Consider the following 26,405-nt stretch of genomic DNA (forward strand, 5'->3'; position numbering starts at 1 on the left):
AACTCAAACTAAAACTAAATCTTCAATTTCATCAACTGCAAGACCTGTAGTTTGAGATATGATATCAATTGATATGCCTGCTTTAAGTAGGTTTTTTGCTACTTCAATTCTTTCTGCTTTCCTCCCTTCCTCCATACCTTCCTCCCTACCTTTCTCTTGACCAATAATGATGCCTCTTTCTTCACCGATTTGAATACCTTCATCAAGTTTTTGTTTAAGAGAAGAGAGATAATCATTCATATGTTTCTTAGCTTGATCATAAATAAAACGCTCTTCATCAGTCCAATTGTATTGATTTAATACATCATAAGCCCTACCAATAACAACATCATTACCTATTATTTTCTGTAGATCTTCTTCGCTGGTTTCATCTGCATACTTGAAGAAATAAATCCATTTTTCAACAATATTTGAAAGTTGGTCTTCTTTTGTTTTATTAAACTTAGGTAGTTCTATAAAAGTGAAACTAAAGTCTTTGAGATCATGTTCATAAGTAATTTTATCAACAGTAACGTGATCAGACTTATAAGCCAGTTTATCAGGAAATAAGATAAAATCAGCGATAGCAATAAAAATAACTCCTCTAAGATTTTGATACTGATCACCTTTGTGAGCTTGACTTGAATAAGCTTTAGCAGCATAGTATTGAGCGCGTTTCTCAAAGCCTGCAGTTTTAGCAACTTGCATTTCAATTATTAGCTGGGTTCCAGCAGAATCAGTACAGAGAACATCAACAATGCTCTGCTTTTGAGAAGCAATATCAGGATCTTGAATGGGACTTAGAAAAGAAACATCTTCTATCTGATTAACACCAGCAAAGCCTAGCATATCATTAAGAAAGTGAATAAGAATATCTTTGTTCTTTTCAGAGCCAAAAATACGCCGGAACGCAAAATCATTCTTGGGATCGAGGAACTTAGAAAAAGCCATAAAAAGATTTTAAATATATCCTTATATTATATATTCTTATTGGTAATAATTCAATAATTTGTCGTTTAACTTTACTGATGTTGTTGGAAGGAACGCTGTTGCCAAATTTTGTAAAATTTATTATCCTAAGATTTCAAGTCCTCACAGGTTCATATGTACAATGTGTTTATTAGTGAAAACCCGGAGAAAATGATGGGAGAAAAGTTAATATACTACTTTAGCCAGAACAAGTGTGAAGGTAATGCAGAAATGAAAAATCTGCTGGGAGGGAAGGGAGCAAATTTAGCAGAAATGTGTAACATTGGTATTCCTGTTCCACCTGGTTTCACAATCTCCACCTCTTCTTGTCAGGCTTATTATCAAAGTAACGAGTTGCCCAATGAGTTACGTAATGAGATCAAAAATTACATGGCGATGCTCGAAAACGACATCGGTTGCAAATTTGGGGACTCAAATAACCCCTTATTAGTTTCCATACGCTCTGGCAGTGTCAATTCAATGCCGGGCATGCTTGATACGATTTTAAATGTTGGTCTAAACGATGAAACCGTTGTTGGGCTTGCAAAAAAAAGTGGCGAGCGTTTCGCTTATGATAGCTACTGCCGCTTTATCATGATGTACTCCAATGTTGTATTACAGCTTGACCATCATTTATTTCAAAGTGTTATTGACAATGAACAGCAAAAGATTGGAGCAAAAAGTTTAGCTGATCTTGATGTTGATGTTTTAAAAAGGATCATTAACGATTTCAAAAAGATAGTACATGAAAAAGCGGAAAAACATTTTCCGCAGAACGTTAAAGAGCAGTTGTTAAGCTCGGTAAATGCAGTATTTGCCTCTTGGAAAAATGACAGAGCTGTTTCTTATAGAAAAATACATAATATTCCCGAAAATCTTGGAACTGCGGTCAACGTGCAAGCAATGGTTTTTGGTAATCTGAACAATAATTCTGCAACCGGTGTGATATTTACACGAAATCCTTCAACTGGAGAAAAAAAGTGTTTCGGTGAATTTTTAATCAATGCTCAGGGTGAAGATGTGGTTTCCGGTGTTTATACTCCTATACCAGTTGACGGGGAGCAAGAAAACACTATGGAGAAATTGATGCCAAGTGTCTACCAAGAATTATGCGTGGTATGCGAAAAACTTGAAGAGCATTATAAGGACATGCAGGATATTGAGTTTACTGTGCAGGACGGCAAGTTATGGATTTTGCAAACGAGGTCTGGTAAGCGCACAGCTAAGGCTACTGTTCGTATAATAGTTGATATGGTAAACGAAGGAACGATTGCAAAAGAAGAAGGAATATCGAAAATTGATCCAAAAACTTTTGATAGCTTATTGCACCCAGTCCTTAAAGTTAAGGGCGATCAGAAAGTAATAGGGAAGGGGCTGCCGACTTCTCCAGGTGTTGCCTCTGGATATGTGGTGTTCAGCGCAAATGATGCAGAAAAAGCTGCAGAGCAAGGTAAAAAGGTAATTCTAGTAAGATCAGAAACGAGCCCTGAGGATATTAATGGAATGAATGCTGCAAGCGGCATAATAACAGCACGAGGAGGGATGACCTCGCATGCTGCTGTTGTAACACGTGGGATGGGCAAGCCATGCATTTGCAGTGTAAGTGAACTTTATATCGATAAAGATGGGAATTTCTTTTCTGTAGGGGATACAAAAATAAATAAAGGTGAGCCAATTACCATCAACGGAGGAACAGGGGAGGTTATGCTCGGTATTCTCCCTACAATTTCGCCTGAGTTATCACAAGAATTTAAAATAATAATTAACTGGATAGATGAAATCAAAACGATTAAAGTGAGAGCTAATGCTGATACTCCAAAAGATGCAAAAATTGCTAAAGAATTCGGTGCAGAAGGCATAGGCTTATGTCGCACAGAGCACATGTTTTTTGCTAGTGACAGGATTGAATTTATTCAGAAATTGATAATAGCTGACGATGAAATCGAAAGAGCGAGTGCATTAAGCAAATTAGAAGAAATACAAAAGTCCGATTTCAAAGAAATATTTTCTATTATGGAGGGTAGGGAAGTCACTATACGTTTGCTAGATCCACCTTTACATGAGTTTTTACCCAATAATCAGTCTACTATAGAAAAAATCGCTAAATCACTGAATAAGTCAGTTGAATCAGTAAAAAATAAAATAGCACAGTTATCAGAAAAAAACCCAATGCTTGGCCACCGGGGCTGCAGGCTTGCTATTTCTCATCCTGAAATATATAGCATGCAGATTAGGGCAATACTCAGTGCTGCAAATGAACTAAAAAAGGAAGAAAAGGTAAAAATCAAGCCTGAGATCATGATCCCTTTTATAATGAATGAGAAAGAATTTGTTCTGATATGTGAGTTAATAAAGAAAGAATCCTCTGTCATCTCAGCTAGGATCCAGACGCAGATTCCAGCGTCACGCGCTGGAATGACATCAGACAAGGCTTATTCAATTGGAACGATGATAGAACTGCCACGAGCAGCACTGATTGCTGATAAGCTAGCAAAACATGCAGAGTTTTTTAGTTTCGGCACTAATGATTTAACGCAAACAACTATGGGACTCTCAAGAGATGACTCAGTTAATTTCCTCGATTCCTATAAGGAAAGTAATATATTCGGAAACGATCCATTTGAAGTCTTGGATATCGAAGGGGTAGGGGAGTTAATTAAGATAGCTATCGAAAGAGGCAAAAAAACTCGAAAAGAAATAAAACTTGGTATATGTGGAGAACACGGTGCAGATCCAAAGTCCATAGAGTTTTTCATTAAGTCAGGAATAGATTACGTTTCATGCTCACCCTATAGAGTACCGGTTGCAAAGTTAGCAGCAGCACAGTTTAGCATTAAATCCAAGTATGTTAGGTAAATTAGATTCCAGCGTCACGTGCTGGAATGACAACTTTTCTAAACAGGAGGTGTTAGTGCTTCTTTCTTATAAGCTTCAACTCTATTTGCTTCCATTTCTCTATATGGTAATGTAGAATCTTTTATATGCAACCCGGTACCTGTTGCAACTAAAGCAGCGACAATGCCACAAACTACTGCACCAGCCACAGATGGAACCATCACAGCAGCAGCAATGAATAATCCTGTAATAACAACTCCAACAACACCTTTCGTTAATGAGGTGTAAAAATCCTTTGTGCTTTCTTTATGTTTAGTGTCTTGTGTATTTGGTAGACGAAATTGACCGTCTGCGAAACCTTTATTATTGCTACTTGGCGTAGCTATATTTGTTTTTTCTGTTGACGTAGGAGGCGCTGGTTTATTACCAACATTTCCATTACTGGTGCTGTTTGGTGTGGCTACAGATCCACTACCAACATTTCCATTACTCTTGCTAAATTCTGCTCTATTTCCTTCCACTTCTAGTGTTTTTTGTGTAATAAAGTTTAAAAGCACCTGAGTAATTTCTTTGATTTGTGCAGTTTGTTCTTTGCTAATTGCTACCTTTAAAGCCTCTCGCATATTTTTATTATTTACGTGACCTAACAATAATTTAACTTCCTGAACATACCCTTGAACAACGGCACAGAGCAAAGCATTAAATTTTTCTTCTTCATTAAACTTATCACTACCCAAGAGCACCTTAACAACATCAGCTTGTTTAGTCATTATAGCTTCGCTCAACCCAGTTCGTACATATTTGAATTGATCAGTATTGTCTTGAGTTTTCAAATCTGCGAGTAATTTAATAATTTGTAGAAATATAGCACGATCATTTGTAATATTAGGTCCCTTTGAATTAACAGCATACCCAAGCAAAGTATAATGATCTTTACTTATTTCCTTTATATTTATATTCTCTTTTTTGAGCTCCTTACCAAACTCCTCAGCAGTTATCTTAGGGTTTTGAGTTACAATTTCCTTTATCTTTTCATAAGTTAAATTATCAGTCATGTTAGACCTTACCACATATTGCTATATGCCTATTATATCAACTATCCCACAACCAGTCAAGGAATCTTGCAGTTTCAGGTGGCGTGATGTATACTCAATGCTTTATTTATAGTTCTCAAGCAAATGATAGAAGATTTAGCCTATAAGTTAGTTAAAGTGACCGAAGCTGCAGCACTTGCTGCATATAAATTGGCGGGCTTCGGTGATGAAAAAAAGGCTGATCAGGTTGCAGTTGATGCAATGCGAACGGTGCTAAATTCTATGGAAATCGATGGTACTATTGTAATTGGCGAAGGTGAGAGAGATTCAGCACCGATGCTATATATTGGAGAGAAGGTCGGCACTGGAAATGGTCCCAAGACCGATATTGCTGTTGATCCACTCGAAGGCACTACAATTTGTGCTCATTATAAACAAGGTGCAATGTCTGTTCTTGCCGCAGCAAAAAAAGGTGATTTTTTACACGCACCTGATGTTTATATGGAAAAAATAGCAGTAGGAAAAAATCTCCCAGAAGGTGTAGTCTCACTAAGGAATAGCATTGAAGAAAATTTAGAAAATTTGGCTAAGGCAAAAGGATGTAAAATAAATGACCTTGTGGTTATTATACTAAAACGTAAGAGGCATGATGGTTTAATACAGAAAGTCAGGAGGTTAGGGGCAAAAATTAAACTAATAGATGATGGTGATGTTGCGGCCGTAGTCTCACTAGTCAATGGCAATCACGATATGTATATCGGAATAGGAGGAGCACCAGAGGGAGTGCTTGCAGCAGCAGCGCTGAGTTCAATAGGCGGACAGATGGAGGGAAGATTAATATTTGACACGGATCAATTAAAAGAAAGAGCAAAAAATTTGAATATTGATAACCCAGAAAAAATCTACACCGTAAAAGATATGGCAAGAGGTGAATCAGTGTTTATTGCAACTGGAGTAACAAGCGGAGAACTCGTAGATGGGGTTAAATTTAGTGGAAATACTTGTTCAACTAGTTCTTTAATAGCTCTGCCTAACATGCTGATAAAGCTGCAAAAAATACAGAATCTACGTTAACTGTTTGATTTTAGCGTACCTAAATTTTAGCTTTACAACATACCGATATTAAAATATACTGCTTTTGTCTAATATAAAGGAGATGATATGAATTGTTATTGCTTGGTTGGAAGCATGAGAAGATAATCACTTCTCAGAGTGGATAGGTGGCAGGTTGAATTTTTTTGTGAGGCCCCATTTTGCTTTATATACAATAATGGGATTAGACCTCGTAAAGGAGATTATCCGCCCCTGCCACCGGAAACCATCGTGCGGCCCATAAAATTTGGTGACCGCGTATAGGAGAATGGTCTAACCGGCAATACTCTACTCTGATATTTTGTAGTATTCAATAAGAGGAAAAATTTATGCGTCACATAGGTGTAGATTTACATACTAACAGTTTTACTGTTTGCTACTTAGAAACAGGAAAGCAAGAATATATTCGCACATTTCGCTTACAGGATTTGGACAATTTTGTCGAGAATCTTAAATCAGAAGATGAAATAGCTTTCGAAGCTACGGGTAACAGCTGTTTCTTTTATGATGCAGTTTCATCTTACGTTAAGCGCGTGGTGATAGTTGCACCCTGGCAATTTAAAGTGATTCGTCACTCTGTAAAGAAAACAGACAGGCATGATGCAAGAGCTATTGCTTTCTTTCTAAGCAAGGATATGTTGCCTGAAGCAAGATGTAAAAGCAAACAATGCCAGCAGTTAGCTTCTCTTCTTCGAACAAGAGAGCAGTTAGTAAAATCACAAGTATCTCTAATTAATAAAATGCACGATCTTTTTAATTACCATGGAATAAAAATTAAGAAGGAGACACTGATAACTAAAGCTGGATTTGAGCGTTCTATTCAAAAGCATAATTGGGACTATATAGAAAAGATAGAGATTGAAGTAATTAACTGTCAATTGGAAGCTATTCGAGAAAATCTCAAGAAGCTAAAAGAAGAAATTATTGCTTTTGCTAAACAACTTCCTGGGTTTAATAATATTATCAGTATTAAAGGTATTGGTGCAATTTCTGCAGCGGTTTTTATCACGACAATTGGTGACATTAATGATTTTAGTAATCCTGAAAAACTTACTGCTTATTTCGGAGTTGTACCATCAGTTTCTCAATCTAATCAGCAATGTACTATTGGAAGAATTACCAAACATGGGTCAAAAACGGCACGAACTTCTTTAGTACAGTGTACCTGGATTGCTATACGGTATAGCCCTTACTTAAGAAGTTTTTACGAGCATGTGAAAAAGAAGCGTGGTTCTGCTAAGGCTATTATTGCAACTGCTAGAAAGTTTCTAACAACAATTTTCTATACGCTTAAAAATAATTGGATTTTTGAAGATTTCACAAAATTTGAATTTTCTATTGGACAATAATCGTGAAGGAAAATATGACACCTTAGTTTTTATAAGCTAATGAATATGTGCATAAGTACTTAAAATATGTGGGGACGTACTTACACACATATTCATTAGCTACATTAATTTAAAAAAGATTAATTAAAAGCTTAGTGTTTTTGTTGCCGATGAAACAACTTTTGATTGAATCAGATGGCATAGTAATAAATAAAAAATTGTATTAAAGCTGAATTTTATATCAGAAAATGTTTTGGGTAATACAAAAAATCATTATTGACTTTTATGCAATTAGAGAACTGCTAGTCAATTCCTGACAACTACTTTTTATAACTTAAAAACAACTGAATTTTTGAAGATTTTACAAAAATTTGAATTTTTTACTAGACAACAATCATAGGAGGGCTGAAATGTTAAATTCATTTTTTCAAGAGAAACTAATTGTACCAGGAGTTTCTCGGAGCGAGTATAAATTTGATGACGATCCCGAAGTACAAAGCATATTGTCGGATTTTCAAAAATTAGATTTTGCAAAGAATCCATGTGATGATCCTTCGGATGTTATAAATTATAATGAAGGTAAAAAGGCAGGTCAATTCGATAAAATAGCAAAATATTATGGAAGAGAGAAAGATGTTTTCCTTTTTATTTCCATGCTGCGGGATAAGGAACAATCAGAAAAGATAATCGATATAGTAAGTAAGAAATGTGATGCTCAAACTAAAGAGAAGTTTGTAGAGAGGATGAATATATATTTGGATAGAATTAACAAGGGGGAGCAAGATGCAAAAGAATTTTTAAATAGTGATCTGACAGCTTTCTTTAATGGATATCATGTAGCGTGTCCTGGGCACGATCGCAACATTCATGAAAATCTTAATATCAAAACTGAACTTGAACAGAGTTTAGAAATCAGCAGTCTTTTCAGCAGAAGAATTAAAAGAATGGAAGAAGAGAAAAGCGAAGTAAAAAGAGCAAAGATATACAGCAATGGTGAAAGAATAGTAACAATTGAGAAGAATGAGAAACAACAGAGGAACTACTCTTTCACAGAGTCTGCAATATGTAACATTGAAATTAGTTGGACTGCAAAAGATGATTCCGGGAAAGACCTTAACTGCATTATTGTTTTAAATATAAATTCTGGTCAAATTAGCATTGGGAAGTCAACTATTGACGGTAGGGATGTTGAACTAAAAGAAATTTTAGAGTTAGCTAAGCAAAATGAGGCTGTACTTATAGGGGGTAAAGCTTTACATGAAGTTTTAGCAGAACATCTCATTAAGCAAACACCATGTGAGAGACACGAGAGTATTGTCATGCCACCTGATACCGGTGCACCTAGCTCTTCTCTTGATGGGGGAACAACTGTAGAGGGAGCTAGCTGTTCTGTGGGCAGGCCTAGTTAGACTACACATTAAACCTAAAGTGCATTATATCGCCATCTTGCACGATATAATCTCTGCCTTCGAAGCGAATTTTGCCTGCGTCTTTGCAAGCTGATTCGCTTCCATACTTTATGTAGTCTGCAAAACTTATCGTTTCTGCTTTTATAAAGCCTTTTTCAAAGTCAGTGTGAATCACACCTGCTGCCTTATCAGCTGTTGATCCTATTTTTACTGGCCATGCACGTGCTTCTTTGGGGCCTACAGTAAAGAAAGTTATCATATTTAGCACTTCATACATAATGCGCGCTACTCCGTCAAGGCCTGATTCTTGCAAGCCAAATTCTGACAGAAAGCTCTGTTTTTCTTCTTCGTCTTCAAGATTTGCAATATCCGCTTCAAGTTTTGCTGAAATACAATAAAATTTACTTTTGTTTTCTTCTGCCATTTTTTCTACCTTTTTAGATAGTTCATTGCCAGTTATAATGTTTGTATCTTCAACATTGCAGACATACATAACAGGCTTTGTTGTCAGCAGTTGAAGCGATTTCATCTCAGTTTCGTCCATGTTTCCTAAACTTCTTGCAGGTTTACCTAATTTCAAAGCAGCTAAAACCTCTTGCATTAACTCAAGTTGCTTCTTTAGCTCTTTATCACCTTGTTTTGCTTTCTTTTCCAATTGAGGTAGCCTTTTTTCTATGCTATCAATATCAGCTAGGATTAATTCCATTTCCACCACTTCAGCATCTGATATTGGATCTATTTCATTGTGTACGTGATTGATATCGTCATCCATAAAGCACCTAAGTAGATGAACAATAGCATCAACTTCTCTGATATGGCTCAAAAATTTATTACCGAGTCCTTCACCTTTGCTTGCACCTTTTACTAGGCCTGCAATATCCACAACTTCTAATTGGTTATAGATTGTCTTCCCTGAACCAGCAATTGCTGCGATCTGCTTCAAGCGCTGATCTCTTATTGACACTTTGCCTATATTTGGCTCAATTGTACAAAAAGGATAATTTGCAGCTTCGGCTGCACTTGATTGCGTAAGCGCGTTAAATAAGGTTGATTTTCCAATGTTCGGCAATCCAACTATGCCACAGTTAAAGCTCATATTTGCCACTTAAAGTTATAATTATTGCATAATTTAAAAATTTCTGCTATACTTAATTAATTAACTATTTATCAATAATTTTGTTGGTATAGTGATATATAGCTTAATAAGGTAAAAATTATGACTACAGCTAAGGAGCAGAAGCCACTAAGTGACTTTCACAATGTTGAGAGTGAAGTAACTTCTTTAAATAGTAAACCTTACCCTGATAACGTCTATGTAGGAAAAGCAATTGATAATGGAAGCTGTTTTTTTGACTCGTTCAGACAAGGTCTAGAGCAGCAGAAGGGGATACAAGTTACTGTCGAGCAGTTACGAAAAGACTGCAAGGAATTTGCGCAAAATAATCCGCCAGAATGGTTTGAGAATGCAATAGCTCATAGCTATGATAACAATGGCCAGTACCGTAGTGAAACTGTAGATGAGTATATAGCAAACATCATGAGCAACAATAGATGGGGTGACCCTGAAGTTGAAGGTAGAATACTTTGCGAAAAGTATGGTGTGAAATTGCATGTTGTTGAAGATCAATCGTATTTTAAGTCTTTGCAACGCGAGGTATCTCAAGATAGAGGTGGGTTTAGTGTAGAAATTAAGCAGGCAATAATGGACTCTAACTCTAACGAAGCACTTACTCAAAAACTACAAGAAATTGACTCTGATGAAGCATTTGAATTGTTGGTGAATATGACAAATTTTGATGGCTTAGATATCACACACCAGCTTATTAGTCCTTCAGAAAACATGTCACTCAATCATCCTATTATACACATGATGAACGAAGGCCGTGCACATTTCGAACCATTGCTTGATATAAACAAAAGTTTAGCAAAACAACTGCAAGAGGAAACCAAACTTAAACAAGAGCAAGAGCAAGAAGATCATCTGTTAGCAAAAAAACTTCAGGTAGATGAGATCTTAGAATATTTTAACATTGCAAAAGATGGCTCTATAGAAAAAGAGGTTGAAAAGATACTTGATGGGTTATTAGCAAAAAACACTAATCAAAGAAATTGATGTTGTTATAGGGCAGTGCATTAGTGATATAGAGCAGCGCATAAAGCAGCGCTCTGAAGAGCAAAACCCTTCAAGTTTACTAAGATGTGGTACGGAATCGATGGTAGAAGCATTTCATCAACAACAAAAACCACAACCACCACTTGTAAGATAAATCTTCATAGCCCTGTACATTTTTATATAGGGCTTTTTGCAAGCAGTTCATATAATATGAACTGCAGTAAGTACTAACCTAAATGCAAGTTGACCATGAGACTAGTTTAATCATTGATGCCATAGAGAAATCCGGTGGTGAGGCTAGGCTTGTTGGTGGATGTGTAAGAGATTCAATTTTGCAGCGTGATGTCCACGACATCGATTTAGCTACCAATCTACTGCCTAATCAAGCGATTAAAGCATTAAAGCTCCATAACATAAAGACTATTCCAACTGGCTTAAAACATGGAACTATCACTGCGATCTTGGATCAGAGGTCTTTTGAGATCACAACACTAAGACACGATGTTAAATGTGACGGTAGGCATGCGAAAGTAGAATTTACCAATAATTGGCAAGCTGATGCTTCAAGGCGCGACTTTACATTTAACGCTCTATATGCAGATAAGCACGGCCATATATATGACTACTTTGGTGGTACTCAGGACTTAAAAGCGCGAAGGTTAAACTTTATAGGTAGCGCTGAAGATAGGATTAAAGAGGACTATTTACGTATTTTAAGAGCATTTCGTTTTCATGCAAAAATATGCGTCGGAGATTTGAGTGATGAAATATTGAAAGTGTGCAAAAAGCATTCGCATATGATCCAAAACCTCTCTGGAGAGAGAATAAGAGACGAAATATTTAAATTGCTAGAGTGCGATGATCCTACCCCAACACTTAAGAGCATGCAAAAATCTGATGTTTTGCAAAAAATTATTCCAAAAGAAGTAAAATGTGAAATCTTGTCCTCTGTACTTCTTTTCGGCACTGATATACTAGTAAAATTAGCGTTACTCCTTAGAACTACCGAAAATGACAAGCTAAGTCTTGGAGAATACGTAAGCAAGTTTCTACGCCTTTCAAACAAGCAAAAGAAAAAGCTGTTATTTTTACTATCCAATAATATCAAGACAGAGCTTTCAGAAAAAGAGCAAAAAAAATACATATCTTTATTTGGTAGAGAATTATATTGTGATTTAGTAAAAATTTGTGGTGTTGAGTCTGGAAAAAATGTGAATGAATACATTTCATTTGCTAATACATTTAATATTCCAAAATTTCCTTTATCTGGCGACGATTTAATAAATATAGGTTACCAGCCAGGAAAAAGTTTAGGTAGAAACTTGGAGTTGCTAAAACAACATTGGGAAGATAGCTCCTACACTTTAACGAAAGAGGAGTTGATACTTTATGCTAAGAGCCTGCTCTAATTTTTGCTTATCACAATTTTTTATTACCTCTGTCCTACTCCATTACTCAATGAAAGCACATGTGCAGTGTTATTAGTATGACTCATGAAAGAACTAGGCACGTTATTTGGTACCGAATTTATTTCTTTAACTTTCTCTAAAAAAATTTCCATTCTAGCCTCTGTCAACTCTTCCACAACTATCTTTTCAAGCAGGGCTGACGGACTTTCTTCATTGTTTTCTTTGTCATAAAGCTTATCGATGATAGAATCAGTTATTGTTATTGCATCTTTTACATCTAATCCTAGTTTTTTTGTACATCGCTCAACAGAAGGTGATAATTTAGCTTTTAGTTTACCTTTGCACATGGTGCCATCAAGTAATTCTTTATCTATATTTTTTCCAATCTTATAATAGTTAATATTACTAGTAACTACTTCTTGAACCATATCTTCTATGATTTCCCTTGTTAAATTTTTTAAATTATTTTTGAATAAGTTAAGTAATTCACTACCTTGAATTTTATCGTCTTGTTTATTTGATACAAATTTTACAATTTCTCTAAAGAGATTGAGAAGAAAGTTTTTTCCTTTAAATTCAGGAAAACTTTTTTTTAACTCTTTATTTTTATCAGACAAAAAATGTTCAAGATTATTACCCTGCAAAGGATTTCTTCGAGCTTTTGTTTGTTCTTGCAGCCCTTTAGTTTTTTCAATACCTTGCAATTTCTCATTAACATCTTTTAACTCTTCTTCCAACTTTTGTCGTTCTTGGTTATTTAACAGTTGCTGTTGCTCTAACTGTTCTACTACAATTGATAAACTCCCCTTTAAGCTATCCATTTCAGTTAATTGATCCCTTTTTTCTCCCTGTAGTTTCTTAATATCAGCTTGCAACTGCCCAACCAACCTTTCTTGCCCAGCAAGTTTTCCTCTGGTTTCTTGCAACTCTTCACCTAATCCTTCATTTAACCTCGTTAAACTACTTATTTTCCCGTCTTTTTCTTCTACCTCTACTGAAAGCCTTTCTGTTTTATTCGCAAATTCTATGCTGCACTCAATTAATTCCTTGTTCAGTTTCAATATCTCCTTAGATTTTTTCTCTAATTTAGATTCCAAATCTTTGTTTGCCTCTTTTAAGGAGACATTTTGTAAACATGTAAGTTCCAGCTCCTGACTTATATTCTCCAGTTGTTCACTTAATACTTCATCCTCCTCTGTACTTACACCTTCCATATCAAAGTAGGTGTCATCAATGAACCCATTATTTACTTCATTATTAAAGCAGTCTTCTTCTTCAATTTGAATTCCTTCATCTTTACTTATTACTTCACTTTGAATACTTTCATCTACAGTTGTAAGACCATCAGTCTGCACTGCTGTATCTTGAAATGTAGTTTGAACATCCCCATCTTTACCAATTACTCCACTTTGGCTCTTTTTTTCTGCAATCTCAGGTCCAATTTCAGCACTTTCATCTACTGTTTTAAAACCATCAGTATGAATTTCATTACTTTCAGTAGCTTTATCGTAATATAGAATATTTTCTGCCCATTTGTTCCATCTCTTTGGCAATATTCGTCCAATCGTGTTCAGGTACAACCAAGCAAATACATTGGACCATCTGTAATTTTTCTCTTTTTTAACGTTAATTTCATGATTAATCTCATTGTTAGGACTCTCTATACTTGCCTTATTAGATACTTTTATTGCATCTCCAAGTTGCTCTGTTTCACGAACAAGATTTTCTAGTATCGTTCTCACAAGATGATAAGAATCTCCACCACTAATACTTTGCAGTCCTTTAACATTTTGTTTTCGTCCTAACTGTTGTGAAGTTTTTCCTCCAGCATCTTTAATAGCTTTTTCTATTTCTGCTAACCATTTTTTTTCAGTACAATCTCGACCAACTCCCTTACTACATTTATCAATAATGTCTAAAATAGTATATCCATAGATGTCATCGTTTATATGTTTTCTGAAATCTTTGTCACTGATAATCTTTAGCGCTCTTTCTAGCATAGTTTCTATAGTTTTGTCATCGCTTCCTATAACTATATTTAAAACTATTTTGAGCAGCTCTCTTTGCAATTCTCTTATATTCATAATTAACCCCCATTAAAGTTTAAATGATATAATATTATAATTCTTTAGTCAAGATAAATATTAAAAAATTAACAGTCAAAAGAGCTTTCATCAAAAGAATAAAATGAAATATTGAGTAACATTTTCTACAAAAAGAAACTGAAAATAGCAGGAATCACAGCGTCACGCATGCAACTGTACGAACATTGTGATTTTCAGGTAGCAGATCAAGCAGCTCCTTTCTCGTCATGCAAGACTGGTTCACTCTATAATGGGCAGTGCCCCTTCCTTTTGTCATCCCATTCTCCTGTCATCCCAGTGCTCTTTTTTTTGTCATCCCAGTGCCCTTTTTTTTGTCATCCCAGTGCTCCTTCCTTTTGTCATCCAAGTGCTCCTTCCTTTTGTCATTCCAGCGCTCCTTCCTTTTGTCATCCCAGTGCCCTTTTTTTTGTCATCCCAGTGCGTGACACTGGGATCTATAGCTAACCAAGCAAGCTACGTCATACCGCCGCGGTATCTCTAGATCCCGCTAACAAGCAGCGGTTGTCGCTTAGCTATAAAATTTAAGAAAATATTTAAGAAATTTACCAAGTAAAAAAAGGCAAAAGAAGCCCCGTGGTGCGAGTTTTGACTCTCTATTACTGTAAGTGGCGCTGTAATAATGTGCTAACGCTTAATATAAGCGCGATTTGGCTGAATGTAGAAAAAATTTAAAAGACATGCAGCCGCCATAATTTTATGTAATCCGCCAAAAAATACCCTGAGTTTTTTACTGAATTTTGTCATTGAGCCTGCAGGTCAAAAACAAGTTTTGAGTCAGAAATACCCTTACTATCATGATAAGAGGATTGGCGGAGTTTGTCAAGCGATTTTTATGACCAGTAAAAGGTGTTCTGGTTGATAGAAAAGCAAAAGAATAGAATGAAAAATCGCACAATATTCTCTATAATTAGATTTTTTAGATGAAAAAATGGCAATTCGTGTAGGAATTAACGGCCTTGGCAGGATAGGCAGAAGTGTATTACGTGCTATTTTCGAAATAGAAAAATATAGTGAACAAATAGAGATTGTAGCTGTAAATGGATCACTAAGTGCTGAGCAGCATGCACATTTGATTAAGTATGATTCTGTTCACGGCAAATTTAACGGTGATGTTGATTTTAATGAGTCTGAAAATTGGCTATCTATAAATGGCAGAAAGTTTTCTTTATATAGAGAACGGAGCCCCGAAAATATCCCTTGGAATGTTGATGTAGTACTTGAATGCACTGGTGCATTCAACAAGCGTGCAGAAGCAATGAGGCATAATATAGAGAAAGTAATCGTCTCTGCTCCAGTACCGGACGCTGATGTAACTATAGTTTATGGCGTAAACGATGATATGCTCAAAAAAGAGCATAAAGTGATATCAGCGGGTTCTTGCACTACAAATTGCCTTGCTCCGGTTGTTAAGGTTCTACACTCCAGTTTAGGCATAGAAAGCGGTTTTATGACCACTATACACGCCTATACGAACGATCAAAATATTCTTGATGGTAATCATAAGGACTTACGCAGGGCAAGGGCTTGTGGGTTATCTATGGTGCCAACTACAACTGGAGCAGCAAAAACAATTGGTTCTGTCATTCCTGAATTAAAAGGCAAGCTAGATGGCACTGCCATCAGAGTTCCAGTTGCTAACGTTTCTATGGTTGATTTTACATTTACAACAGATAAGAAGGTAACAGTTAAAGTAATAAATGAGATATTCAAGGATGCAGCAAACAATGTGCTTTCCGTATGCGAGGAGCCTTTAGTCTCAGTAGACTTTATTCATAACCCTTATAGTGCAATTGTGGATTTAACTGGCACGTATGTCACAGGTGACATCTGTAGGGTCGCAGCATGGTACGATAACGAATGGGCTTTTTCACTAAGAATGTTGGACATAGCATTATTGTGCTATAGTAGAGTATGAATAAAAACCCAAATAAATATGCTTCATTTTATGAGCACTTTGCAGAACTCAGAAGAAGAGTTATTTTCTGCTTTTTATCTTTTTTCGTTGTTTTTGGTTTTTGCTACTATTTTAAAGAAAATATATATCGTTTTTTACTTGCACCTTTAATAGAAGTTACAAAAGATAGCAATGATTTTTCTTTGATTTACACAGACTTAACAGAGGCGTTTTTTGTATATCTTCGAGTTGCAATAATGAGCGCACTTTTGTTTTCTTTTCCTGTGTTTGCATGGCAATTCTATATGTTTTTGGCACCTGGATTATATAAAAGTGAAAGGGCAGTGTTGTTGCCATACTTAATTGCAACACCGGTTTTATTTGTAATGGGAGCTACTGTAGTCTATTACTACATATTTCCCTTAGCCTGGAAGTTTTTCATCACTTTTGAACATAGTGGTAAATCCTTCGGTATACCGATAGAGTTTATGCCATCAGTTAGTGAATATTTAGACCTTGTTCTCCAATTTATGTTTGCATTTGGCACTGCGTTTCAAATTCCAGTCATACTCACATTAATGGTGAGAATTGGATTACTCACTACACAAAGTTTATCAAATAAGCGCAGAATCGCAATAGTGGTAATTTTTATTATTGCTGCAATTTTAACTCCACCTGATGTATTAAGCCAAGTAGGGCTTGCTATACCAATGTTGATTCTATATGAATTGTCCATCTTAGTGTGTAGATATATTGAGAAGAAGACAAAGGATTCTGATAAATAAAATGCTATATATTGACACCCATGAAAATTACATAATGTCCATTATGTAAAATATTAAAAACACCGCCACTCAGCAAGAGAAAATGCAATTTTTGCTCTTTCTAAACAGCATAAAAAAGTGCCCATCGAACCTCCAGATTAGCGCTCAAAAATGCTCAAGTACTACTTTAAAAGTATTACTTTAAAAATACCTAAAGTATCACTTTAAAAGCACTTAAAATTTTAATCCTTTAGGAAAACTTTCCCTAGTCTACCCCCTTATTGGCTCTTATAAAAAAAACATATAAAAACTTAACGGATGTGTAAGTTTTTGTATGGATGTATAAGCTTATCCTTTTTAATGTAAGTTCTTTTTCTTGTTTAGATTGTTAAGATCTTAGTCTTTTTAAAAGTTATCCACAGTTTTATTAGTAACAATAGTATATATATAATATATTAAGTATATTATTATTAAAGAAGTCGAAAGTGCCCCCTAATATATAGATAAAGTTACAAAAACTAATAACGAAGTTATCCACAATGCTGTGGATATCTCAGTTCATTTTAGGAAACAACGCTTATTTCTCTAAGGCTTTAATGTATTCCGTTAAAGCCCTGAATCCAATGTTAGAAACTGTATCTTCTGTTTTAAAGGCTATTTCTTTTACCTTTCTACAAAAATCAGGTGAAAGCCTTAAGGTTAATCGTTGTTTCGGTTCCCGTCCTCTAATAAAAGCATGGTCCTGTTGATCCTCTTTTTTATAACCTACAGCCAAATTACCAGAGGTTCTATTCGATCTATGTTCTGAAATTGTAGGGATTATTATTCCTTTTTTAGTGGACACTTAAAACTTCCTTGTAAATAGATTTAATTTCCTCAATTGCCTTTGAATCGGCTGGTTTATATTCAACAATCGTCATACCTTCGTTAGAGGCGTTTCGAACTGCAACTCGCTCACTTAAGAAATTATTGAATCTCGTTAAGTTATCAAAATCACTCAAAAGATTATCACAGTCTTCGATTTCTCTTTTAGCTCTAGCTGGATTAGTACTAACTTTATTAAGTAGCACTCTTGCTTCAAAGGTTTTTGTACAACCTTGGGCGCCGGCAACTAAGTTGCTAAGAGTTTTAAATGTCCACATATCAAATCCAGATGGAATAATCGGAAATATAACTAGATCAGCTAATAATAAGGCTGCTCTTAATGCGTCATTATTAGCACCGCCTGCATCAATAATAATATCTTGATATTTGGAACGTAAAGCTCTTAGTTCATTTTTGATTGCTGTGCCAACATGTATCCCTTGACTACTGTTAACTACTGGTAAGTTCATATTCTGATCTCGCAGAGATGCCCATAAGGTGGCTGTCTCTTGAGGATCAATATCGTAGAGATGGACATCTCTATTTTCTATAACGTGCATTGTTGCTATATTTGTGGCTATGGTTGTTTTACCACCACCACCTTTTTGCCCCCCAATTAATATTATCATACCTAATTTTAATTCTAAAACAGTATCTTAATGACTAGTCAACGTGTCGTCAAGTCAACGCGTCACCAAGTCAACGCGTCACCAAGTCAACGCGTCACCAAGTCAACGTGTCACCAAGTCAACATGTCACCAAGTCAACATGTCACCAAGTCAACGCGTCACCAAGTCAACATGTCGTCAATCACACACACTCAAACAAGAAAAAGGTGCTCGAACAGAAACGGCATTTACAGCGTCGTTCTTTAACAACTCACGATTATACATATCATCAGGACAAGGTATTCCAAGACGGTTTCTCTCGCACCACCACATGACACAATCACTTACGTTATCAGCTATATCATCTGAATGATCAATTTGGGTGTGGATCTTTTCAAATTCATCAAACGCCACATAATGAAAATCTCGATCTTCGTTTTCGAGAAATATATGCCCCTGCCCCACAAATTGATCACAAGCCTGAAATACTTCTTTTTTTGCTCTTGACCTTGTTGAGCCTAAAATTAACGTATTTGGCAACAGCGTATTTAAATCCGCCATAACCTTATAGCCTATACCGTGTTTTTCCACTACCACGGCATGTAGCCTATGTTCGTATTTCCTCAAAAACGCATGAATATCGTGTTCTACTGTGGCAGGATCGAGCTTTCTTGCCAGTAAGTCTATCCATACTACACATCGTTTTGGCTCATATGAAATATCACTCTTCATAAAAAATGGCTGAAATACTGACACTGCTGTTCTATCGAGAGTATTCAGTGAGCCGCTATTTAGGTCGATAAAGGCTACCAGGTCTTTTTCACCGATTGCTTTATAAGAAAAATCGATTTTTTTAAAGTCCTCTGCGCGGAATACTCGCCATTTTGGTTCTGGCGGATCTTGCATATATTGTGACTGAAAAACATAAGGCTCTGCTTTTTCCTTGATCATAAGTTCTTGTATAGGCAGTCTATCCTCATCAATACTTGTGCCATCTTCAAGTACTGCAGGTATGATAATTTTCTCAAACTGTCGCTCTGATTTTTTATCTAAATAGCCAAATATATCATAGACACTGATTCTCTGACCTATCACTAAAAATGGTGTATCAGCAGTGTTACGTCTTGATGTTATGCATTGTTCAAACTTTTGACAGGCACTGACGAGCGATATTCGACTATAAGCACAGCTCGCATCATGTAAATCATCAAGAATAATACAGCCACCATACTTACGAATTTCATCAATATCAAAAGAACTATCCCCAGCTCCTGTACCTGTGACATGCCCTGATATTGAAAAACCATTAATAAAACCACCTTCTTTAGTTCTAATTGTTCTCGTACTTCTACGACCAACTATTTTCAAATGCGGAAAAATTTGCCGGTAAAATGGAGACTCAAGGACGATATGTAACTCATTTATCTTCTCTCGCATTAAATCCCTTTGATGCGTTATATACATAAATTTTGCTCTTGGATTGTTGCCGATAGCAAATGCTACATGAAATATAAAACCCAGTGTTGTCTTCGCACAGCGTGGTGGTATGTTCCACCATTGATTATTTGCTCTTTCAAATACTAATCGATTAATACTGTTAAACAGCATCCACAAATAATTTTTGCTGCCATCTTCTCTTTTTAAATTTAATTTGATCTTAAATACTCGCAGCATGCCTTGAAACGCAAAAAAGCCAAAATTTTTGCGGCATAGATCAATGTCTTGCTGAGATAGCACTTGACTTCTCTAATTTTTTCATTTATACTATAAAACTTTTATTCTTTCCAAAGAATAAATAGCTTCAAATGCACCAACATCGAGTTGGTGCTATATTAGCTTACCCACAGCTCCACCAAGTCCCCCTAGCATTTGATTCATAGCTATCCAGCGATCATTTAAAGATTTTCCGTAAGAAGTACCTAGATTTTGACCAATTTGTGCACCAAGCCCATGTGCTCCGATAAGACTTTGCAGCCCTCCTAAAGATGAGCTGATAAAGTCATTTAAGCCTTGGGATGCAAGTTCAGAATTTAAACTCGCAACTTTAGATAAACCATAGCTTGATTGATCAAGTCCACTTGCCCGCAGTTGATTACTAAGTCCTGTATTCATTTGATTGCTAATAAACTGCTGATAAGGATTACCTTGATATTGCGATGCTATTTGATTTATAAATCCTCCAGGACCACCTTTTCCAAGTCCTCCAAGACTATCCATGAATTTATTGTACCGACCATACAATTCTTTTTGTATTCCGATGTTCTCTTCAAATTGACGGTTAGCATTAGAGTTACCAAAAAGCCAATCAAACAAATCTCCAAACATAAATCTACCCTCTCTCTAAATTAGAAAACAAACCAGCTATGCTGTCAGTTACATGATCACGCAGCCGAGAAACTTCAAGCATTTTCTTAATACGATCTTTCACAATCTCTTTACGTGCTGAGCCAAAATGTTTCTTTTTCAATGAACCACCAAAATAACGTTTAACTTCACCTTGCCAGTGCAAGCAAAATAACCCTTCTGCCATTATTTGCAGACTTTTATAATATAACTCGTAATTACTTCTACATTTTTTCCTGAAGAAATAGCTGTTATCTTCTAGTAGCACTAAATCCAGCTCTTGATTATTACATAATAAGGCATCAATGATGCTTTTATATTCGCTACTTATCTGACGTAATGTCGGTGGTTTAGATCCCCATTTTTTAACGTTTATAACATAGCTACCACAGTAAAGTATCTTATCCTTCACGTAAGCAAAACCGACATTTTTGCCAAGATCAACACTTAGAACATTTTCAGGCAGCTTTTTCGGACAGGGAAACTGTCGCATTTTGAGCACAATATCAGACATTTTTCTCTCTTAGCATTCTTTCTTCATGAGTATTACGCATCTGCTCCCGCAAAACAGCTAACTGCTCAGCTATTAAGTCAACTTTGGCTTTCAGTTCTGCAGCTTCTTTTTTTGTTTGAATCTCAAGTAATTTAATCTCCTGTTCTGTTGGCTGCTGTGCTTGCTGTGCAGCTTGTGCTTGCTGCTGCTGACCAATACTCAGCACTTTATCACGCAAAATCTTACTGCTCACCGTGTCCTGATTTAGGAGCATTTCTGCCAGAAGTTCAATACTTATTTGTTGATCATTAGCACCAAGATACTGCATGACATTCAGCATCAGTTCATTATCTTTTTCACGTTGTTTTTCTAGAGATTCACTGATTTTTATTTTTACATTTGTTTGTCTACTAAAACTAATTAAACTCTCTAAAGTCTCATCATCTTGTGCTAATTTGTATGGTAGAAGCGATAACAGCACGCTTCCTACTTGACTCAGTGTAATTTGATGAGCAAAGTAATACGAGGTGATACTACCTTCGTTTTCTTTTAGTTTATCTCGCAGGGCTGCAGCAGATGAATATTTGCTGTCCTTGACAATGTTAGTAGTGTCACTCCAAATTTGCGACAACAGACTCAAAGCTTGCTGCATCAGTACAGCAAGGTTTGGATCAGAACCAGTTGGCGGTATAACAATAGGTTGCATACCATCTACCGGCGCATATTCCAGTAATCGCTCACGATCATCACCAAAACGCTGCGCTTTCTCATTGCTGACACTTGCTTGTGGCATTAAATAGCGATTTTGAAAGTATTTAGCACCATAATTCATCATTGCTATACAATGATTATAGGCTTTCTGTGCATAGTGACACATCACACCCAGTGGTCTTGTTACCTCATGATTATCAATATAATGAGAACAGCCACCATGAAATACGAGTGGTAAATGTCTATGACCATATAATTTCTTAGTTTCAAGAATCTCTTCGTTAGTAAAGCGATAAAAAGTTATGCCATCATCTTTCTTTAAATATAAGTCAGTAACTTCAATATAAGGAACAGTATCTTCATCCTTAAATTCCAACTTCGCAATTTTAGCTTGAGAATAACCCATTTTCTCCAAGCTTGTTTTATATAAACGATGAATAATACCGCAATAACGACCATCACCTTTATGTGGCTCGTTACTATGTGGATCGAAGAAGAAACTTTCAGTACCGTTTATTGCCCTGATTTTAAAGGTCAATTCATCATCTTCGATATCTTCATTATTGTAACCAAAGCCAACATAAAGCGCAGAATATCCACCTATTATCGCTTCTTTTAATGCTTTACTATATTCAACATGATGGTCTTGACTAAAGATCAAATCAGTGATAGAATTATGCATGAAATGCATAATTCCTGGGTCTGGACTTTCACCGTTTATTTTAAGCTCTAAGTCATATCTTTTACCGCGAACAGTGTTTAAAATCTTCTCAGCCATTGCAAATGTGACATTGAAAACTATCGGTTCTGCACCAATGTTTAGCAGCTCTCGCTGTTCATTTTCAGTATATTGCTGCCCCATGATCACGAATTTATGCTGTCGCCGTGCTTGTTCGGTATTTTGACTCCAATAATCAAACCAGCTATTGCGCAGTCTTGCTAAGTATTCAAGCTTTCTTCCCATTTTACTCTTCCACGAAGTGCCACTTTACCACTACTCATCGCTGCTTTTTTAAGCATTTCTAAAATGAAACCACTTTGCTCTTCGATAATCTTGCCTTGTAAAGCAGATAGTAGTTCTTTGGTTACTGGATCCTTAGCAGAACCAAAAGAATACTGGGCAAATAATTTGGCAATTTGCCCATCTGCAAATCCATTGAGACCTATTTTTGCTAAAGTCTCTCGGGTATCCATTTTAGATAAACGACTAAACCATCCTGTTTTATTAGCAAACTCTGTCAATTTTTCTGAAGCTACAGGTGCTATAAACTTATTTCTAATAGCGTCAGCATTTTCTAATAAAAAACCTCTAATTACTTGATCTTTAGTAAAAACTCCGTTATCAATGGCAATTTTTTCAGGTAATTCACCAAATATCTCAGCTACTTTTCTAACATTGCCTTTATTTAAAGCATCGCTCGCTCCACTTAGTAATCCTAACGTTTTACTAACGTTAGCACGCAGTGGTAAAAAGCGTTCTTCTAGTTTGCTTATAACATCTCTAACTTGATTTTCTGGTATTCCATGTTTTTCGGCTAAATTTCTAGCTGACTCTCTGAGTCCTGATAACATCTCAGCAAAATCTTTGGATGCATAACTTCCACTTTCACCAGAAAACTTATTTCCTAAATCCTTAATAACCTTTCTTTGAAAAGGGTTATTTGTTTGCTTAGCAGCACTCTTTAAGTACTCTCCCACATCCTTTACTTTAATATCTGGCAAATCTTTAATTGCAGTATTAAAACCACGATTAACCACATTACGCACCGGCTCTCTGCCTTGTTTAAACAGACCTGTTACTGCTTTTCCACCTTTAGCAAGTACGTTACCCAGTCCATGAGCTGCTATAATCAAAGCTGCATCTTCTTTTGTATCAGTAAACGCATTAGAGAGCGCACCAGCTATTCCTCTTTCAGCAGCAGTTCCAGCATATGCTCCTACCAAACCTCCAATACTTCCTCCTATAAACATCCCAATAGGACCCAAAGGAGATCCAAGTGCTGTTCCTATTGCAACAGCGGGAATATCTGCGATAAGCTGTAATCCTAACTCTCGAAAGAAATTTTTCTTTATCTCTGGTGATTCATTAACTAATTCAGCATTACCTGAAAACTTAATCAAAGCATTGAGCTCATCATTGCTTAAACCTTCAATCTGACTATCGAGTTTTCTGGTAATCTCTTCCTTTAAAGTCTTCTCTATCTGTGGATCTTGCATTAGACTGCCAAGTTGAGCCTCATTTAAGCTTCTGATTTTCTTCTGAATATCCCCAGTACGAGCATCAAGCTTTTCCCTCGTTTCATCAAAAAATTTCTTCCAACTTTCGGCTGAGAGTTTATTGACATTAAACTTTTGTTTAAAGGATTTCACCGAATACTCATTCATCGGCAAGCCCTCTATCTGCATAATTGCTGGCAAAAGCTCACCTTCTAAATAGCGGGCAAATTCATTACGAGATTTAACTTTAGATTCGCTTCTACCGATATCCATAATTGAGTTAATTTTATCGCCGTGCAATAGCCTCGAGAATACAGAATTAGGCAAAGCACCCTTAGCAGCACCCAGTTTCTCATAAGCTAAATCTAGAGCCCTTTGATACCTTGGTACATTTGAAATGAACTCTTTTTCCTCAGGTAATAGCTCTTGCGCTTTAAGCTGCTGCTCCATGTATTGCTTCTGCCACTCTTCAAAGCGCTTTCGCTCCAACATTTTTTGTTGGTATTTACTCTCAAATACCCCTTGACCTAAACCACTGAGTAGTCCTAACATCTTCCACTACCCTCAAAGTCTCCCCTGTATTCACCAACAATGTCATCAATGACTTCTTGGCTTCTTGAAAAGGAGTTATCACTTTTTAATTTGTCATGAGCAAATACTAGATTTTTCAGTTCGCCACCATCAATTTTATCACAGACTCCTAAGCCCAACTTGAGTATTAAAGCATTTTCTAAATGCCTCATTTTCTGCTCTTTATCAGCAGAGTTAATGACATTCTGCAGCTCTTTATCGATTGCCTCATGTATAAGGTTTTTCGTGTTTTTTGTTTCCATTTCCCCCCTCTTTTTTCGAATGTTCCTTCCACAAAATGTTCAAACGCTTAGTTAATTCATCAAAATACACATCATACAATGCAATGCCTTTTGGTGCCACTAAATCTAAGTTAAATTCTTTCCTTTCCATCAATTCCCCTTAATAAAAAACTTGATCTGCTACTGTTGTGCCTCATAAAAACAAACATAAAACGTACAACTCCACTGTTGATGCCAAAAAGATTGTAATTAAGCTTGATGACTTTTTCTCTACTATCTTCTAGTTCCGTGCCAAAGATTGTTAATCGATAGTCCGGCTCAACAGGAAAATCTCTCCTAGAAGTAACAAACATATCAACAAACATACCTCCCTCTTCAGAATTAAGCTGTTCACTAATCGTATTTTCATAGAAGTATGAGAACGTCAACTGTTCGGTAACATAAGGCTTAGATGATGGAAAATAATCTGTTTTTATTATTCCATCAAAAGTATATACATCTCCCTCCAATAAACCACTTGCTTCACAAATTGTGATATCAGAATCACCGTCATTGACGAGTAAATTATAAACTTTACGCTTAATATTAACGTGATAGTTAGCAGAAAAACTATTCTGGTTTTTAAGCAGTGTCCAAATACCTAAACCAAAATGCAGACAGAAAGCAACATCTGGATAATATTTGTTATTTAAATCGCCATTAGGCAAATTAAAAAACAAGACATAATAGGTATTATTGTTATAATTAAACATACTACTAACTAAACTGTCGTTTAGATCAATGCTGCTCTTTTCTGGACGGAAATAGTCAAAAAGAGGAGCATTATCAAGCACTTCCATCTTTTGACCATCAAAGCGAATAACTACAAATTTACCATCGATCAAATAGAATGCACCGATTAAGTAGTTGCCGTCATTTTCTAAAGTACGATTGCTTACTAGTTGATAAGGAAGGCTTAATTCTCGTCTTTTAGTCAGTGGAAACAAGCCATCACTGCTTGGTTGTCCATACCACACCTCCATTCCATGCTCCATAAAGATACAGAGATTATTATTAATTTCACCAAGACCCACACCTTTACCAACATATGATTTAACAGTAAACGCTTCCCACTTTTTAAACTCAGAAAAATCATTGGTATAGAATACTTCGCCTTTGCTACCGCTCAGCAAGTACATAGTAGAGTTTAGGATCTCAAGGTCTACGATATTCTGAGGTTTTATATTACCTTTTGAGATGTCAATTTCAGTAAAGGTATCATTCACCAATTTATAAAGTTTGCCTGATATTAACCAAAAGCTATAGCTACTATGAATGCACATGCTAGGACGGTCGTTCCGAGAAACATTCGTCAAAGTAAATATTGTTGTAACTTTACATTTTGAGAAATCAATTTTATAAATCGTCAGGAGAAAAGCAACGTTGA

23 protein-coding genes are annotated in these 26,405 nt (G+C 36.1%); 8 read left to right on the forward strand and 15 right to left on the reverse strand.

Going from position 1 to position 26,405, the window contains the following annotated elements:
• Positions 1–3: 3 nt before the first annotated feature.
• Positions 4–930 carry an Rpn family recombination-promoting nuclease/putative transposase gene (locus tag ACICP6_RS02895; RefSeq protein WP_395463538.1) on the reverse strand — a complete coding sequence of 309 codons (927 nt, stop codon included), beginning with the start codon at positions 928–930 and terminating at the stop codon, positions 4–6.
• Positions 931–1,122: 192 nt separating this feature from the next.
• Here ACICP6_RS02895 and ppdK point away from each other — a divergent pair, with 192 nt between their 5' ends.
• Complete coding sequence (gene ppdK, locus ACICP6_RS02900) at positions 1,123–3,804, forward strand: pyruvate, phosphate dikinase (protein WP_395463651.1); 2,682 nt, start codon at positions 1,123–1,125, stop codon at positions 3,802–3,804.
• A 38-nt stretch (positions 3,805–3,842) separates the two neighbouring features.
• Here ppdK and ACICP6_RS02905 read toward each other — a convergent pair whose 3' ends face one another.
• Entirely contained in the window at positions 3,843–4,838 is a 996-nt protein-coding gene (locus tag ACICP6_RS02905; RefSeq protein WP_395463539.1) for an ankyrin repeat domain-containing protein, read from the reverse strand.
• Between the two features lie 126 nt (positions 4,839–4,964).
• Here ACICP6_RS02905 and glpX point away from each other — a divergent pair, with 126 nt between their 5' ends.
• The 3 genes from glpX to ACICP6_RS02920 all read left to right on the forward strand — a co-directional run bounded on the left by glpX (position 4,965) and on the right by ACICP6_RS02920 (position 8,646).
• On the forward strand, positions 4,965–5,891 hold the full coding sequence (gene glpX / locus ACICP6_RS02910; RefSeq protein ID WP_395463652.1) for a class II fructose-bisphosphatase: 927 nt from the start codon (positions 4,965–4,967) through the stop codon (positions 5,889–5,891).
• Positions 5,892–6,238: 347 nt separating this feature from the next.
• A complete protein-coding gene (locus ACICP6_RS02915) occupies positions 6,239–7,258 on the forward strand; it encodes an IS110 family transposase (protein ID WP_395463540.1) in 1,020 nt (339 codons plus the stop codon).
• Positions 7,259–7,647: 389 nt separating this feature from the next.
• Positions 7,648–8,646, forward strand: a complete 999-nt coding sequence (locus ACICP6_RS02920; protein ID WP_395463541.1) for a hypothetical protein — start codon at positions 7,648–7,650, stop codon at positions 8,644–8,646.
• A 1-nt stretch (position 8,647) separates the two neighbouring features.
• On the opposite strand, the gene ychF is transcribed toward ACICP6_RS02920, so the two are convergent.
• On the reverse strand, positions 8,648–9,742 hold the full coding sequence (gene ychF / locus ACICP6_RS02925) for a redox-regulated ATPase YchF (protein ID WP_395463542.1): 1,095 nt from the start codon (positions 9,740–9,742) through the stop codon (positions 8,648–8,650).
• A 120-nt stretch (positions 9,743–9,862) separates the two neighbouring features.
• Here ychF and ACICP6_RS02930 point away from each other — a divergent pair, with 120 nt between their 5' ends.
• Positions 9,863–10,759: a hypothetical protein gene (locus ACICP6_RS02930; RefSeq protein ID WP_395463543.1), complete on the forward strand. Its 897-nt coding sequence runs from the start codon at positions 9,863–9,865 to the stop codon at positions 10,757–10,759.
• A gap of 236 nt (positions 10,760–10,995) precedes the next feature.
• Positions 10,996–12,168, forward strand: coding sequence for a CCA tRNA nucleotidyltransferase (locus ACICP6_RS02935; protein WP_395463544.1), 1,173 nt, complete (start codon positions 10,996–10,998; stop codon positions 12,166–12,168).
• 23 nt (positions 12,169–12,191) lie between these two features.
• On the opposite strand, the gene ACICP6_RS02940 is transcribed toward ACICP6_RS02935, so the two are convergent.
• Positions 12,192–14,252: a hypothetical protein gene (locus ACICP6_RS02940; protein ID WP_395463545.1), complete on the reverse strand. Its 2,061-nt coding sequence runs from the start codon at positions 14,250–14,252 to the stop codon at positions 12,192–12,194.
• A gap of 154 nt (positions 14,253–14,406) precedes the next feature.
• Entirely contained in the window at positions 14,407–14,529 is a 123-nt protein-coding gene (locus ACICP6_RS02945) for a hypothetical protein (RefSeq protein WP_395463546.1), read from the reverse strand.
• Positions 14,530–15,201: 672 nt separating this feature from the next.
• Here ACICP6_RS02945 and gap point away from each other — a divergent pair.
• On the forward strand, positions 15,202–16,188 hold the full coding sequence (gap, locus tag ACICP6_RS02950) for a type I glyceraldehyde-3-phosphate dehydrogenase (RefSeq protein ID WP_395463547.1): 987 nt from the start codon (positions 15,202–15,204) through the stop codon (positions 16,186–16,188).
• A complete protein-coding gene (gene tatC / locus ACICP6_RS02955; RefSeq protein ID WP_395463548.1) occupies positions 16,185–16,952 on the forward strand; it encodes a twin-arginine translocase subunit TatC in 768 nt (255 codons plus the stop codon). The genes gap and tatC overlap by 4 nt, the downstream gene beginning before the upstream one ends.
• Before the next feature lie 556 nt (positions 16,953–17,508).
• On the opposite strand, the gene ACICP6_RS02960 is transcribed toward tatC, so the two are convergent.
• The 10 genes from ACICP6_RS02960 to ACICP6_RS03005 form a co-directional block, all read right to left on the reverse strand.
• Positions 17,509–17,775 (reverse strand): hypothetical protein, encoded by a 267-nt coding sequence (locus tag ACICP6_RS02960; RefSeq protein ID WP_395463549.1) that lies wholly within the window; start codon positions 17,773–17,775, stop codon positions 17,509–17,511.
• Positions 17,765–18,424 carry an AAA family ATPase gene (locus ACICP6_RS02965; protein ID WP_395463550.1) on the reverse strand — a complete coding sequence of 220 codons (660 nt, stop codon included), beginning with the start codon at positions 18,422–18,424 and terminating at the stop codon, positions 17,765–17,767. Before ACICP6_RS02965 ends, ACICP6_RS02960 begins: the two co-directional genes overlap by 11 nt.
• Positions 18,425–18,601: 177 nt before the next feature.
• A complete protein-coding gene (locus tag ACICP6_RS02970; RefSeq protein ID WP_395463551.1) occupies positions 18,602–20,140 on the reverse strand; it encodes a hypothetical protein in 1,539 nt (512 codons plus the stop codon).
• Between the two features lie 90 nt (positions 20,141–20,230).
• Positions 20,231–20,728, reverse strand: coding sequence for a hypothetical protein (locus tag ACICP6_RS02975; RefSeq protein WP_395463552.1), 498 nt, complete (start codon positions 20,726–20,728; stop codon positions 20,231–20,233).
• 4 nt (positions 20,729–20,732) lie between these two features.
• Positions 20,733–21,260, reverse strand: a complete 528-nt coding sequence (locus tag ACICP6_RS02980) for a hypothetical protein (protein WP_395463553.1) — start codon at positions 21,258–21,260, stop codon at positions 20,733–20,735.
• The gene (locus tag ACICP6_RS02985) at positions 21,253–22,914 is read right to left on the reverse strand and encodes a hypothetical protein (protein ID WP_395463554.1); all 1,662 of its coding nucleotides are present in this window, start codon (positions 22,912–22,914) and stop codon (positions 21,253–21,255) included. The genes ACICP6_RS02980 and ACICP6_RS02985 overlap by 8 nt, the downstream gene beginning before the upstream one ends.
• Positions 22,890–24,719 (reverse strand): hypothetical protein, encoded by a 1,830-nt coding sequence (locus tag ACICP6_RS02990; protein ID WP_395463555.1) that lies wholly within the window; start codon positions 24,717–24,719, stop codon positions 22,890–22,892. The genes ACICP6_RS02985 and ACICP6_RS02990 overlap by 25 nt, the downstream gene beginning before the upstream one ends.
• Positions 24,713–25,000 (reverse strand): hypothetical protein, encoded by a 288-nt coding sequence (locus ACICP6_RS02995; RefSeq protein WP_395463556.1) that lies wholly within the window; start codon positions 24,998–25,000, stop codon positions 24,713–24,715. The genes ACICP6_RS02990 and ACICP6_RS02995 overlap by 7 nt, the downstream gene beginning before the upstream one ends.
• A complete protein-coding gene (locus tag ACICP6_RS03000) occupies positions 24,966–25,130 on the reverse strand; it encodes a hypothetical protein (protein ID WP_395463557.1) in 165 nt (54 codons plus the stop codon). The genes ACICP6_RS02995 and ACICP6_RS03000 overlap by 35 nt, the downstream gene beginning before the upstream one ends.
• Positions 25,111–26,247, reverse strand: a complete 1,137-nt coding sequence (locus ACICP6_RS03005) for a hypothetical protein (protein ID WP_395463558.1) — start codon at positions 26,245–26,247, stop codon at positions 25,111–25,113. The genes ACICP6_RS03000 and ACICP6_RS03005 overlap by 20 nt, the downstream gene beginning before the upstream one ends.
• Positions 26,248–26,405: the final 158 nt, after the last annotated feature.

The organism is Wolbachia endosymbiont of Cantharis cryptica, assembly GCF_964277405.1.
Taxonomy (GTDB): domain Bacteria; phylum Pseudomonadota; class Alphaproteobacteria; order Rickettsiales; family Anaplasmataceae; genus Wolbachia.

Excerpts from the sequence above, each read along its gene's own strand:
- ACICP6_RS02895 (WP_395463538.1), bottom strand. The coding sequence starts at position 930 with ATGGCTTTTTCTAAGTTCCTCGATCCCAAGAATGATTTTGCGTTCCGG.
- ppdK (WP_395463651.1), top strand. The coding sequence starts at position 1,123 with ATGGGAGAAAAGTTAATATACTACTTTAGCCAGAACAAGTGTGAAGGT.
- ACICP6_RS02905 (WP_395463539.1), bottom strand. The coding sequence starts at position 4,838 with ATGACTGATAATTTAACTTATGAAAAGATAAAGGAAATTGTAACTCAA.
- ACICP6_RS02915 (WP_395463540.1), top strand. The coding sequence starts at position 6,239 with ATGCGTCACATAGGTGTAGATTTACATACTAACAGTTTTACTGTTTGC.
- ACICP6_RS02920 (WP_395463541.1), top strand. The coding sequence starts at position 7,648 with ATGTTAAATTCATTTTTTCAAGAGAAACTAATTGTACCAGGAGTTTCT.
- ychF (WP_395463542.1), bottom strand. The coding sequence starts at position 9,742 with ATGAGCTTTAACTGTGGCATAGTTGGATTGCCGAACATTGGAAAATCA.
- ACICP6_RS02930 (WP_395463543.1), top strand. The coding sequence starts at position 9,863 with ATGACTACAGCTAAGGAGCAGAAGCCACTAAGTGACTTTCACAATGTT.
- ACICP6_RS02935 (WP_395463544.1), top strand. The coding sequence starts at position 10,996 with ATGCAAGTTGACCATGAGACTAGTTTAATCATTGATGCCATAGAGAAA.
- ACICP6_RS02940 (WP_395463545.1), bottom strand. The coding sequence starts at position 14,252 with ATGAATATAAGAGAATTGCAAAGAGAGCTGCTCAAAATAGTTTTAAAT.
- ACICP6_RS02945 (WP_395463546.1), bottom strand. The coding sequence starts at position 14,529 with ATGACAAAAGGAAGGGGCACTGCCCATTATAGAGTGAACCAGTCTTGC.
- gap (WP_395463547.1), top strand. The coding sequence starts at position 15,202 with ATGGCAATTCGTGTAGGAATTAACGGCCTTGGCAGGATAGGCAGAAGT.
- tatC (WP_395463548.1), top strand. The coding sequence starts at position 16,185 with ATGAATAAAAACCCAAATAAATATGCTTCATTTTATGAGCACTTTGCA.
- ACICP6_RS02965 (WP_395463550.1), bottom strand. The coding sequence starts at position 18,424 with ATGATAATATTAATTGGGGGGCAAAAAGGTGGTGGTGGTAAAACAACC.
- ACICP6_RS02975 (WP_395463552.1), bottom strand. The coding sequence starts at position 20,728 with ATGTTTGGAGATTTGTTTGATTGGCTTTTTGGTAACTCTAATGCTAAC.
- ACICP6_RS02980 (WP_395463553.1), bottom strand. The coding sequence starts at position 21,260 with ATGTCTGATATTGTGCTCAAAATGCGACAGTTTCCCTGTCCGAAAAAG.
- ACICP6_RS02985 (WP_395463554.1), bottom strand. The coding sequence starts at position 22,914 with ATGGGAAGAAAGCTTGAATACTTAGCAAGACTGCGCAATAGCTGGTTT.
- ACICP6_RS02990 (WP_395463555.1), bottom strand. The coding sequence starts at position 24,719 with ATGTTAGGACTACTCAGTGGTTTAGGTCAAGGGGTATTTGAGAGTAAA.
- ACICP6_RS02995 (WP_395463556.1), bottom strand. The coding sequence starts at position 25,000 with ATGGAAACAAAAAACACGAAAAACCTTATACATGAGGCAATCGATAAA.
- ACICP6_RS03000 (WP_395463557.1), bottom strand. The coding sequence starts at position 25,130 with ATGGAAAGGAAAGAATTTAACTTAGATTTAGTGGCACCAAAAGGCATT.